The 12,812-nt window shown below is 38.3% G+C and carries 11 protein-coding genes, 1 tRNA gene and 1 pseudogene; 2 read left to right on the top strand and 11 right to left on the bottom strand.

Going from position 1 to position 12,812, the window contains the following annotated elements; translation table 11 throughout:
- Positions 1-58: 58 nt before the first annotated feature.
- From lysA to argH, 3 genes are read right to left on the bottom strand one after another with little or no spacing between them, the layout of a single operon-like run.
- Positions 59-1,339, bottom strand: coding sequence for a diaminopimelate decarboxylase (gene lysA, locus ACFIL3_RS04540; RefSeq protein ID WP_375628585.1), 1,281 nt, complete (start codon positions 1,337-1,339; stop codon positions 59-61).
- Positions 1,340-1,347: 8 nt separating this feature from the next.
- Complete coding sequence (locus ACFIL3_RS04535; protein WP_375622099.1) at positions 1,348-1,527, bottom strand: LPS translocon maturation chaperone LptM; 180 nt, start codon at positions 1,525-1,527, stop codon at positions 1,348-1,350.
- Between the two features lie 51 nt (positions 1,528-1,578).
- On the bottom strand, positions 1,579-2,979 hold the full coding sequence (gene argH, locus ACFIL3_RS04530) for an argininosuccinate lyase (protein WP_375612734.1): 1,401 nt from the start codon (positions 2,977-2,979) through the stop codon (positions 1,579-1,581).
- Between the two features lie 32 nt (positions 2,980-3,011).
- Between argH and ACFIL3_RS04525 the strand changes: the two genes are divergently transcribed.
- Positions 3,012-3,707 (top strand): TlpA disulfide reductase family protein, encoded by a 696-nt coding sequence (locus ACFIL3_RS04525; protein WP_375612735.1) that lies wholly within the window; start codon positions 3,012-3,014, stop codon positions 3,705-3,707.
- A 2-nt stretch (positions 3,708-3,709) separates the two neighbouring features.
- Here the strand turns inward: ACFIL3_RS04525 and ACFIL3_RS04520 are convergent, their stop codons facing one another.
- From ACFIL3_RS04520 to ACFIL3_RS04490, 7 genes are all read right to left on the bottom strand, one after another.
- Positions 3,710-4,186, bottom strand: coding sequence for a YaiI/YqxD family protein (locus ACFIL3_RS04520; RefSeq protein WP_375612882.1), 477 nt, complete (start codon positions 4,184-4,186; stop codon positions 3,710-3,712).
- A gap of 30 nt (positions 4,187-4,216) precedes the next feature.
- Entirely contained in the window at positions 4,217-5,071 is an 855-nt protein-coding gene (locus tag ACFIL3_RS04515; protein WP_375612736.1) for a YihY/virulence factor BrkB family protein, read from the bottom strand.
- A gap of 162 nt (positions 5,072-5,233) precedes the next feature.
- Positions 5,234-6,163 (bottom strand): prephenate/arogenate dehydrogenase family protein, encoded by a 930-nt coding sequence (locus ACFIL3_RS04510; RefSeq protein ID WP_375612737.1) that lies wholly within the window; start codon positions 6,161-6,163, stop codon positions 5,234-5,236.
- A 1,956-nt stretch (positions 6,164-8,119) separates the two neighbouring features.
- Positions 8,120-9,160 carry a DNA polymerase III subunit delta gene (gene holA, locus ACFIL3_RS04505; protein WP_375648870.1) on the bottom strand — a complete coding sequence of 347 codons (1,041 nt, stop codon included), beginning with the start codon at positions 9,158-9,160 and terminating at the stop codon, positions 8,120-8,122.
- 4 nt (positions 9,161-9,164) lie between these two features.
- A complete protein-coding gene (locus ACFIL3_RS04500) occupies positions 9,165-9,959 on the bottom strand; it encodes an ABC transporter ATP-binding protein (RefSeq protein ID WP_375618340.1) in 795 nt (264 codons plus the stop codon).
- Positions 9,952-10,848: an ABC transporter permease gene (locus ACFIL3_RS04495; RefSeq protein ID WP_375639923.1), complete on the bottom strand. Its 897-nt coding sequence runs from the start codon at positions 10,846-10,848 to the stop codon at positions 9,952-9,954. The genes ACFIL3_RS04500 and ACFIL3_RS04495 overlap by 8 nt, the downstream gene beginning before the upstream one ends.
- A gap of 63 nt (positions 10,849-10,911) precedes the next feature.
- Positions 10,912-11,889 (bottom strand): ABC transporter substrate-binding protein, encoded by a 978-nt coding sequence (locus tag ACFIL3_RS04490; RefSeq protein ID WP_273790096.1) that lies wholly within the window; start codon positions 11,887-11,889, stop codon positions 10,912-10,914.
- A 186-nt stretch (positions 11,890-12,075) separates the two neighbouring features.
- Here ACFIL3_RS04490 and ACFIL3_RS04485 point away from each other — a divergent pair.
- Positions 12,076-12,150, top strand: a tRNA-Gly gene (locus ACFIL3_RS04485).
- A 557-nt stretch (positions 12,151-12,707) separates the two neighbouring features.
- Here ACFIL3_RS04485 and ACFIL3_RS04480 read toward each other — a convergent pair.
- Positions 12,708-12,812, bottom strand: a pseudogene (locus ACFIL3_RS04480) (late control protein); the annotation flags it as partial.

Genomic DNA, 12,812 nt, shown 5'->3' with positions numbered 1-12,812 from the left:
AAAATAAATTGTTTCATCAAAGTTTAGTAAAAATAAGACCCAAAATATTTAATAATGCTCAATCTAATTTGGGCTCAATCCAATCTGGAATATGATCACAGCCTATCAATTGTGCATAATCAAGGCGTGGACGAATGACTGCATAACGCGTATCCTGAACCAGAACTTCCGGCACCAAAAGTCGACTATTATAAGTGCTTGCCATCACTGCGCCATAAGCCCCTGCTCCTGTTAACATCAAAACATCACCCGCTTTTAACACTGGTAAAGAACGTTCCAAACCTAAATAATCACCAGTTTCACAAATAGGACCGACAATATCAGCATTAATCAGAGGGGCATCTATTGGTGTTTTTTTCACTGGCATTACATTTTGCCACGCATCATAAAGCGTTGGACGCATGAAATCATTCATCGCCGCATCAACAATAACAAAATTTCGTCCTTCCCCCTTTTTAAAATACACAACCGATGTCACCAACACACCGGCTTCACCAACAATACTACGCCCAGGTTCTAGGATAATATTGATCCCTAAAGGCGCAATATGTTTCTTTACCAGTGCTGCATACTCAAAAGGAGAAGGTACTGGATGCTTCTCATAACCATAAGGAATACCAAGCCCGCCCCCAATATCGATATGGGTTATCGCATAACCATTATTCCATAATTGACGCACAAAATCTGCAACAATAACAAATGCATCTTCAAACGGTTTTAAATCACAAATTTGACTGCCAATATGGAGATCAACACCACACACATGAAGACCAGGCAATTGAGCTGCTTTTTTATATACATCACCCGCCAAAGACAGTGGAATACCAAATTTATTCTCAGACTTACCTGTTGTAATTTTCTTGTGAGTCTTAGCATCCACATCAGGATTAATGCGTAAAGAAATACGAGCCGTTTTTGAAAGCGCAGCAGCCCGCGCCGATAATTGTTCAAGTTCTGGCTCTGATTCAACGTTAAAACAATAAATATCTTGTGCAAGAGCAAAATCTATTTCTCTCACTGTTTTACCAACACCAGAATAAACAATATTCTGCGCAGGAATACCAACAGCAAGTGCACGCCGTAATTCCCCTTCTGAGACCACATCAGCTCCCGCTCCATTGTTAGCTAAAAGTTGTAAAACTGCTTGATTGGAATTCGCTTTAACCGCATAAGCAATTAAACTCGGCATATCATGAAATGCATTCTGATAATCTTTAAAATGTGCAACGATTGCGCTAGCTGAATAACAATAAAAAGGTGTTTCAACTTCTCGCGCAAGTTCCAAAAGAGAAAGACCTTCAGCGTGAAGCACACCCTGATGATAAGAAAAAAAACGCATAAAAATTCCTATTGTATTAACCGATCAAGAATAAAAGGTTTATCTGTTTTACCTTGAGAAACAAAAGTTCCTTGTGAAGAATTCACTCCTGTTGAAGGAGGTAACTCTAATGACCCTTTACGCCCACACCCAACGATACCCAAGCCCCCAAAAAGGACAATTATCAACCCCTTTAATATAATTTTCATCTGTCCTCTTTCCTCATCTCGATCTCTTTGTTACCTTTAAAATACAATCACTCAAGCGCTCACGAGACGCTTTTTCCAATACGCAATTTGCCGAAGAACCTCTGAAGGCGCTGTTCCCCCAAAGCTTTTACGACTTTCAACAGATTTTTCAACGGTCAAAACATCAAAAAGTGTCGCATTGATATCAGGACAAATTGCTTGAAGTTCATCTAATGATAAATCATGAAGGCGACACTGTTTTTTTTCTGCCAATGCCACAGCACACCCTGTGATGTGATGTGCTTCGCGAAAAGGAATCCCTAAATTGCGTACAAGCCAATCCGCAAAATCTGTAGCTGTTGCATACCCTAAATCCGCTGCTTGTTTCATGGCTTTTTTATTCACTTTCAAATCAGCAATCATCCCTGTCATTGCTGCTAGTGATAATTCCAAACTCAAAGCCCCATCAAACACATATTCCTTATCTTCTTGCATATCCTTTGAATAAGCAAGCGGTAATCCTTTCATCACCGTTAACAATCCCATAAGTGCACCATTCAATCGACCTGCTTTCGCTCGTACTAACTCTGCCGCATCAGGATTTCTCTTTTGTGGCATAATGGAAGACCCTGTTGAAAAAGCATCTGATAAATGAATAAAACAAAACTGTTCACTTGACCAAAGAATTATTTCTTCTGCTAAACGTGAAAGATGTGTTGCACAAAGAGCGCCAGCGCTTAAAAATTCCAATGCAAAGTCACGATCTGAAACACTATCAATTGAATTGCGTGTAGGTTCGCGAAAGCCTAGCGCTTTTGCTGTCATAAAACGGTCAATTGGAAAGCCTGTCCCCGCTAAAGCAGCCGCCCCTAAAGGCGATTCATTCATTCGCTCAAGAGCATCACGCATCCGCGATAAATCTCGACCAAACATTTCAACATAAGCCATCATATAATGACTCAATGTTACGGGTTGAGCCAATTGTAAATGCGTAAAGCCTGGCATAAAGGTATCAACATGTTGTTCTGCGCGAATAAGTAATTGCTCTATCAATCCTTTTAAAGCTTGTGCTATCTTTTGCGTTGCTTCACGTACCCACAAGCGAAAATCAACAGCAACTTGATCATTGCGTGAACGCGCCGTATGCAAACGCCCAGCTACAGGACCTATCAATTCGCTCAGCCGCGCTTCAATATTCATATGAATATCTTCAAGCTTTCGTGAAAAAACAAATTTACCGTCTTCAATTTCTTGGCGAATAAGTTTCAAACCATGAACAATTTTTTCATAATCTGATTGTGAAATGATTTTCGTTTGCGCTAACATAGCTGCATGAGAAAGAGAACCTTCAATATCTTGTCGATAAAGTTTTTGATCAAAATCAATAGAAGCATTAATTTCTTCCATAATTGCAGCAGGGCCTGCCGCAAACCGACCACCCCACATTTGGTTCTTTAACTTCTCATCTGTCATATTCTGAAAACACCCATCCAAAGGACAAAATTATGATTTTTCAAATTTTCATCAGCAAAAAAAACAATAAAAAAAGGCAACTTTCCCTTGCATTCTTTATCATTGCATTGAGTTTATACGCAACCATAAACTACGATACCAAAAGAGAGTTTTTTCTTTTCAATTTCATTTCAGCAGCACAAGCACAAGAAATAAATACTGATAAAGCACGAGCAGAAAAAATGATGGCGATACGAAAAGCAGCAAAAGGCTTTTTTAGCCACATACGATTTGCTGATACGCCCTCAGATATGAATAAACTCTCTTTCAAGGATATTCTAGGAAAAGAGCACACACTCAGCGAATTTATCGGAAAACCAATGCTGGTCAATCTATGGGCTATTTGGTGTGCACCTTGCCGCACAGAAATGCCTGAACTTGCGCAATTAAAACGTGAATTAGGTGGAGAAAACTTTGATGTCATAGCTATAAATATCGATAAAACTGCTTCTCCTGAAAAAATTCAGCAATTTTTACAGAATATTCATTCAGATAATTTGCTTTACTATCGCGATGAAACAATGGATATTTTCAACAATGTTAGAAAACAGGGGCTCGCTTTAGGACTCCCCATTACATTGCTCATTGATAAAGAGGGATATCTCATTGCTTCCTTCAATGGTGCAGCTCCATGGGCCAATGACGATGCCAAAGCACTTATAAAAGCAGTCATTAAAGAAGCCCTATAACTTTAATAACCGCGTCTTTTTAAACGTTGTATAACAAGATCCAGTGCTGACAAAAAAGCAGAACGGTCTTTACGAGAAAAAGGACGGGGACCACCTATTATACTGCCCTGTCCACGCAAATCTTCCATCAAATTGCGCATCGCCAAAGCCTGACCAATTGAATTTACATCAAAAATACGCCCCGTTGGCGAAAGACAAAAACCCCCAGCTTGCACAACCCGCGCTGCTAAAGGAATATCACTGGTAATAACGATACTTGCCTCATGCACATGTTCTACGATCCAATCATCAGCACCATTGAATTCACCAGCAACGACCACTCTTTCAATGAGTGCTTCATCTGGAAGGGACAAAGAACGATTTGCCACAACAAATGTCTTAAGCTGATAACGATTCATCACACGATAAACTTCATCTTTTACAGGACAAGCATCTGCATCAATCAACAAAGTGATAGCAGGCTTTATTGGGATAATCATACCTTGGCTTTCAAGCAATAATAAGCTCTTTCATTTATCTGAATGTTGCAAATCCTTGCGATAAAACATTATCGCCGCGTTTATTTCTCCTCCCAAAATAAAAATTGCACTCAATATGTACAGAAAAATAATAGCAACCATAATAGATGCCAACCCTGCATAGGTAGAAATATAATCAAACATCGTTAAATATTGCGCAAAAGCGATAGAAGCCATAAACCATATAAACATTGTCACCACTATTCCTGGTAAAATATCTATAATTTTCCGCCGCCCTGCTGGAAGCCATTTATGAACAATCAAAAGACTGATAAACAAAATAACGATTGCAACTGTATAACGCCATACACGAATAACAGCAATATATTCAGTCATAAAAAAAGAATGATTTTGCATAATTTTGATCAACAAAGGCGCCAGAATCAATAAAAAACTAATCACAACAAGACCAACAGCTCCAAGGATTACAAAAAACAGACTTTGAAAACGACAAAATAACAAACTCCGTCGATCAGTAACACGGTAAGCTTTATTTAAAGCCGTACGCAAAGCCTCTATCCCATTAGAAGCAAAATAAGCCGCTCCAATGACAGAAAGCGTCAACACACCTCCTCGATGAATGGTTAAAACATTAACAATTTCCTGAGATAAAGGCTCTGCAATAACATCAGGCAATAACTGCACCAGTGCTTTAATTTTTTGCGGTGTATAAGTAAAAGCACCTAGAAAACGAGCAAAAGATGTTCCAAAAATAAAAAAAGGGAAAAATGCTAAAAGCCCCGATAGCGCAACATGGCTTGCAAAAGCACTCCCATTATCACGCCAATAATGACTTACTGCGTCACACAAAATACGATAGCTATACCAAAAGATATTTTTTAACAAAACTCAATACTTTCTGGTAAAACTCTTCCTCAGTCTATTTCAAGTTTTATAAAAATCATCAAAACTCTGCAAATAAACATTTTGCAATGTTGCAATATAACGGTCAATAATCAATACGGTCAAGCCCGACTTTATACCAAAACAAAAACCTCTTGTTTTTACTCACCCTTTTTTAGAAACATTCTGACGCCCAAAATCAGGAGCATCAATTTCCTGTCCAGCATCAATAATATTGCGGCGTACAGCACGCGTACGTGTAAAAAAGTTAAACAGTGTCTCACCATCTCCTAAATGAATTGCCCGTTCTAAAAAAGCAAGCCCCTCACTAAAACGGCTCAACATTTCTAAAATAGCATCCTTATTATGCAAACAAATATCTCGCCACATAACGGGATCAGAAGATGCTAAACGCGTAAAATCACGAAAACCGGAAGCGGAATAAGCAATCACTTCCGAATTTGTTACTTTTTCTAAATCACTCGCTGTCCCAACAGTATTATACGCAATCAAATGGGGTAAATGTGAAACAATAGCCAAAACAAGATCATGATGCTTAGGTTCCATCTTTTCGACACGCGCACCACAAGCTTCCCAAAACGCTGTTAATTGTGCGACAGCAGCAGCATCGCTATCCGCAAAAGGCGTTAAAATACACCAACGATTCATAAATAAATCAGCAAAACCAGCATCCGGTCCTGAATATTCCGTTCCAGCAATTGGATGCCCTGGAATAAAATGAACCGTTTTTGGCAATAAAGGTGCCATTTCCGCAATAACCAACGCTTTCGTAGAACCAACATCACTCACAATCGCTCCAAGTTTTAAATGATCACGAATGGTTTTTGCCACTTCTGCACTAGCCCCAACAGGAACAGAAAGAATAACCAAATCTGCTCCTTCAACAGCTTTTGCATTATCTGTCGTATAAAAGTCCCCAAGCTCCAATTCTCGCGCTCTTTTCAGGGTTTCTGGACGACGTGTTGCAATAGAAATCTGAGCCGCAAGATTTTTCTTTTTAATCACTCTTGCTAAAGAAGACCCAATCAGACCGATCCCAATGAGTGCTATTTTTTCAAACTGAGTATGGAGCATCTTTCACCTTCAAAGATTCTTTGCAAATGGCAATAAAGACTAATTGTAAAATCACAATTTTCTTGTTTGTTTGTTCAAGAGTTATGCGTAAAACATTAAAAAATGACAACTAGGGAATAAAGAATAACGCAGTTTACCAATTATCACCTGCGCAAGCTGACAACAGATCACTTTACCTAGAAAACACATAAAAAATAAATGACGAGAAATCTAACATCACGCTCTAAAACTCCCTCTTAATTACTGATCAAAGCGCATCACCGAAACAAAATAAAATGCACTCTCAATTAGGATAACAACGACTCTACATAAAATCCCATCAGTTTACTTTATCTTACTAATTTACTCACAAAAAAACACATCAAAAGCGTAAGCAGATACTAACTCTTCTCCAATTATCCCGATACGTTCATTAATTTGTACATTAGACCTATATAAAACGTATTGCGCCTCCACCTACAACATCAACATAAGTTTCGCGAATATTGAAAACACCGTAAAACAACGCATACCAAAAGATACCATTAAAAACATTTTCCTCTCCCGATTCCGGATACCGTAAATCAAATAAATATGAGAAAAACACGCCCTCTCAATAAAGAAAAAGTTTGATAAAAAAAACACCGAATATCCCTTTAATGGAATCACACCCCTCACGTAAAACAGAACGCCCTCAACAGAATAAATTTGGATTACAAATTCATGGGTTTGTTTTAAAAGACATCTCGCTCCCTAGCCTATCTCACGACAGTGTTCGTAAATGTTATAACTATAAATCTATTAAGCACGACCCTCTTCACACTTAAATAAAACACTATCATTATATTTTCCTACCCCCAATGTTGCAAAAAACCTTGGAATTTGAGAGCATTCATAAGAGGCATTTTTAGTGCTTTCTTGTACAGTTTTTATCTACACGCCCCCCACTTATGACGTGCAAAAGACATTGTTCTGATTGATTTAATATGAAAAATAATAAATTATTAATAATAAACAATGACTAGCTCTGTTTATGAGACACATTCATTGCTAAGATAATCATCTCTGTATCAAACATAAAAGTTTCCCCATAGGTGCTGTGGTTTTCATCATAATCTATTTTGACTTTCTTCTCATCCCATGAAGATTCTTAATTCATACCGATCTGCAAACAATTCATTTTCTTGTCTAAAAGATTCCTCTGGCTCACTATTGTAAATGATTCAATTAATCTATAATACATTGATTTATAAAAATAATACTTTTTTTCAATTTGAATCATAACTTCGAATACTGTAAAATTCTTCCATCACAAACCCTCTTATCAATTAAAATCTCTTGGCTACACGTCACAAGAAGACATGTGAGAAAAAATGATGAAAAACGCTCTCTAATGCTAAAAACTGTAGTAACATTAGAGGCTAGCAAAGTATATAATGAGTGTCGACTTGCGCTTTTATTAAGCATAAAGATAGAGTTGCTCTATGGGTTTTATATTCTTCACAAGGAACTTTACTTCTACACCATTCATAAACACCGCCGCGAAATAGATATGACGCGCATTGAAAAATATTTCTAAGAAAGCGTATGAATCTACCATACAAGTGTCTTCTGTTGTTTGAGATACTCTGTTTTACATGGGGGTGTTACTCCATTAAGACTCTATGAACCAACCTAATATTCACCAAATACCCACACAAAAAAACATCGAACATATAAAATTTGATATGGGCCTCGTATCACTACCCTAAAAACAGTATTTTACGATACAACAAAATAATAAAACTGTTTCAAAATGGCCTTTTGAAAATAAACTATTTCTTTTGAAGAAAAATTTCTATCAAGCTTTCAAGCTCCTAAAATGCATCCTCAAAAATACAAGTTCCATCAACCTCTACTTGATAGCATAACAGTTTTAATTACTGAAAATACCTCTGTGGTATACCAAAAATAAAAAATCATTATATTTCTAGGCTGTTAAGCTGCCATCTGGCGTCGTGCAATAATTGTAAGCCCTAACAAAACTTGACGAATGATAGCTTCGCCCAAAAGTGGATTTTTACGACTGTCTAAAACAGCACTCTGAATTCTTTCCATTGCATAAGAAATTTGTTCTAACTTCCAATATTTTAAAGCTTGTTCAACGATCTTTTTCCGTTGAAAAAAAATGGGAGGGCGTGCCTGAGAAACCACCGTAAAAGGTGAATTTCCTTCAACCTCTACCTGATAACGCAATAGCTGTAATTGCTGAAAATGCCTTTGAGCTGTACTCAAAATTAAAAAAAGTGCCCCCTGCACTGCTGCATGTCGGTTAAAATGCGCTTCAAAGCCTGATATATCGCCCAATAAAAGAGCATCAATGACTTCATCTTGAGAAAGAGCACTGACATCGCTTACAACAGCTTTCACATCTTCAAGAGTAATATGAACATTTGCAGCGTAAAGACAAAGCTTTTCTAATTCACCTCGTGATACAAGGCGATCCGCCCCTAAACATTCATGCAACCATCTACGTGCATCTAAAGAAAGAGTCTTCTTAAACTGTCCTAAAACCTCATCAATCAAACCGTCAAGAGACCGCATATCATCGGCAAAACAGGGTAAAGCCATCGCTTTTGATGCTGTTTCAACAGCATTGCGCAACCCTGTTCCTTTTTTTAAATCCCCTGCCTCAATGAGAATAAAACAAGCTTCTGGTGGTTTCTCAATTAAAAGTTTTAAGGCAGCAAGAAAACCTTTTTGGTTAGCAGCATTAGAGATCCATATCAAACGATCTCCCCCAAAAAGCGATAACGTACGCGCTTCATTTTCTAAACGTGCAGGATCTTTATCAATTTCAGCAGCATCCAAACGAATTGTCGAAAATGGATCTTCTATTGCTACCCGTGTAAGTTTTGCAAAACATTGTGCACGCTCACAAATAAGACCACGATCTGGCCCATAAATGAGAACAATAGGAAAAGCACGTGAAAAACGCATTAGAAACTGATCAACTTCATGTGCTTTTTTCTGAGCCACACTATTAATCCATTAACAGTTCATCATCATCAAGAACTTCCCCGCGAACTTTCTGAAACATGCCAATTAAATCATTGACATCCAAGCCCTTACGCTCTTCATGACAGACATCCAAAATCACTTTTCCACCATGCAACATCAAGGTACGATCGCCATAATCAAGAGCCTGACGCATAGAATGAGTCACCATGATAGTCGTTAATTTTTTCTCTTCAACGATTTTTTCAGTCAACCGCATCACAAAATCAGCCATTCCAGGATCAAGCGCTGAGGTATGTTCATCAAGCAATAAAACATCCGCATGTGCTAATGTTGCCATCACAAGACAAACTGCTTGGCGTTGCCCACCTGATAAACTATCCATAGGATTATGAATATATGCTTCAAGACCAATGCCTAATTGAGCAATTTTCTCTCGAAAAAATTGCCGTTTCTCATGATTTAAAGCCGCACGCAAACCACGACGACTTCCTCGAAGAGCAGCAAGAGCCAAATTTTCTTCAATTGTTAAAGAACCACAACTTCCCTCTAACGAATCTTGAAAAACACAAGCAATCTTTCCAGCGCGTTCACTGACTGATTGCCTAGAAACATTTTGCCCATTGATAACCACTTTCCCTGTTGAAGGAAGCGTAGCACCCGCTAAAACACTGAGCAAAGTTGATTTACCAGCACCATTTGAACCAATAACCGTAACAAAACTACCCTGATCAATTTTCAGGTTAATATCAATTAAAGCCTGTTTTTCCAAAGGTGTTTGCGGTTTAAATGTGACCCCAACATGAAAAAACTCAATCACGTTTATGCCTCCTCCAATAGCGTGGCACAATAAGGGTTAAAACAACCAACAGCGAAGTAATCAACTGAAGATCTGTCGACGTATCAATGCCAATGCCATTTGCTTCAAATGCAAATTGCACCGCCACACGATAAAGCACAGACCCTACAATACAGCTGATTATAATCCAAAAAATATTGCGCGTACGAAAGAGAGTTTCACCGATAATCACGGCTGCCAATCCAAAAACAATTGTTCCAATTCCACCGGTAATATCTGTTGCAATCGCAGTTTGAATATAAAGAGAACCACCAAGTGCCACACACGCATTGGAAAGCCCCATTCCAAAATATATCAATGCTGATGTATGGACACCTTGCGCCGTCGCCATGCGTGGATTAGCGCCCATTGCACGCATAGCAAGACCAATTTCACTTTCCAAAAAGCGCCAAATCAAAAACGCCATAACGAGCAACACAATACCAACGAAAAGAGGACGCACAAAAATATCAGACAAACCAAACAGATTATAAAAGGGGGTTAACGCCGTATCAGCAAGTGCTAAATTAACATTAGACCCTCCCATAATTCCCATAATACGAAGATTAACCGTATAGAGTGCTGACATTGTTAAAATAGAAGCTAAAAGATTCAAAATGCCAAAACGCAAATTCAATAGAGCTGTTAATAAACCAGCCACCATACCTGCACAAAAAGCGCATGCCATAGCTGTCCATGCATTGAAACCCAAGAGAATCAAAACACCACAGACACAGGAACCAAGAAGAAACGATCCATCAACTGTTAAATCAGGAAAATCTAAAACCCGAAATGAAAGATAAACCCCTATAGCAACAAACGCATAAATAAGGCCTAATTCCACAGCACCAGAAAACGCAAATATATTCATGTAAAGACAATCCCCATGAAAACTTAACGTATTTTTATTGTATCAACACTCTATCAATAAAAGTTATTGAATCACTTTTGTTGCACGGTCAATAACTGCCTGCGGAATAACAATCCCTGCTTTTTGGGCTGCTTTCAAATCAATTCGAATGTCATTATTAGCCGCCTGCACAACATCAATATCACCAGGCTTTTCACCCTTTAGAATACGCACAACCAATTTCCCAGCATCAACCCCTACATCATAGAAATTCACACCTTGCGTCATAAAAGGCCCACGCCCGATAGTATTAGCATCAACAGTAAATACAGGCATATTGGCTTCCTCTGAGACCTTTATTGCACCTTCTAAAACAGATAAAATCGTATTATCAGCAGGAACAAAAATAATATCGACCTTACCGATTAAAGCGCGTGTTGCTGCCTGAACATCTGAAGGCTTTGGTGCCGATGAGGGAATAATTTCAATTCCAGCTTTTTTTGCTACATCCTTTAACGTTTTAAGTGTCGAAACAGAATTTGCCTCAGAAGCATTATAAAGATAACCAATTTTTTTCAAATCTGGTTTTACTTCTTGTAAAAGTCTAACACTTTCTGCAACATCTATACGATCAGAACTCCCCGTCATATTACCGCCAGGTTTGGTAAGTGAAGAAACGATTTTAGCTCCGATAGGATCAGAAATTGCTGCAAAGACGATAGGAATTGTTTTTGTTGCCGCAAGCATCGTTTGTGCTGAAGGCGTGGTAATTGCTACAATAACATCGGGTTTATCACCAACAAATTTACGCGCAATTTGCGTTGCTGTTGAAATATTACCCTGCGCTGATAAAAAGGTAAGTTGAAAATTTTCACCTTGCTTATAACCATTTGCTGCAAGCACATCTTCCACACCTTTACGAACAGCATCCGCAGCAGGATGGACCATAATTTGCGTTATTGCAACTTTAACGTGTTTAACTTGGTCATCGGCCTTTGCAACACTGTTCATCATAAAAACAGTTGCAATGATAATCCCTAATATATTTATTCTCTTCAACATTATATTCCACCCCTCTCCATGCAAAAATTAAAAAAGGAATAATCTATTACTGAAGAATTTTCTAAAATCAATCTTTATTTCATTTTATTTAAACATGGACAAAATAAATCAAACTAAAATGATATTTTTTTGTTGCAATTCGTAGAAGCCTACGCCATACAGACAAGACATATACCGAATCGGTAAGCGGGTGTAGCTCAGGGGTAGAGCACAACCTTGCCAAGGTTGGGGTCGTGGGTTCGAATCCCATCGCCCGCTCCATTGAATTTTGTATTTATTCGTTCTTGTATGGAGTTATAGTGTAGCTTGCCAGCGGTTTTTGTATATAGCTTGCCTGTAGCTTGCCAGCAGGTTTTGTATATTTTGACACTAGGTTTTGTACCAATTTATTTTTTTTCAAAGAGTTTTTAAGGGGTTCTCAAAGGGTCTTCAAAGGCCTTTCAAAGATCATTTAAAGCCTCTTTTTCTTTTCTGCTCAAAATCGCAATTTGAGATGATCAATCATTGAGTTGGAATCGTATTATTTGAGAAGCAGCGTATATAAGATGTGTTCACCTCTTTTAGCATAAATTGACTGATGATTTTTCTGTATCCTAAGCACATTATTCAGGACATTATTAAATAAGAGAAGCGTTTAAGGAATTCGGTCAACTTGACCAAATTGCTCTTCAGTCTGCAATTGTGCAATGTTTGCACCATTGCTCCTTTTAGGAATTGGGTAAACAATACCCTATTGCTGTACTCATGCAATTGGTGCAAGTTGCACCTATTCCTCATCACGACCGATCAAAGGGTCAAGTTGTCCCTTTGATTTTCTGTCACTCAGAGGTTTCCTTTTCTCCTGCCTCTTTTCCCTTGTTTGGTGCCTCGAGTGTGATTTCTGTGGTGTATCCGCTTTGTTTTTCATAGCGGTGGGTGACGGT

Source organism: Bartonella sp. CE47NXGY (assembly GCF_042195415.1).
Classification (GTDB): domain Bacteria; phylum Pseudomonadota; class Alphaproteobacteria; order Rhizobiales; family Rhizobiaceae; genus Bartonella.
The sequence above is the reverse complement of the archived record's forward strand: the minus strand, read 5'-3'. Positions and strand labels throughout refer to the sequence as shown.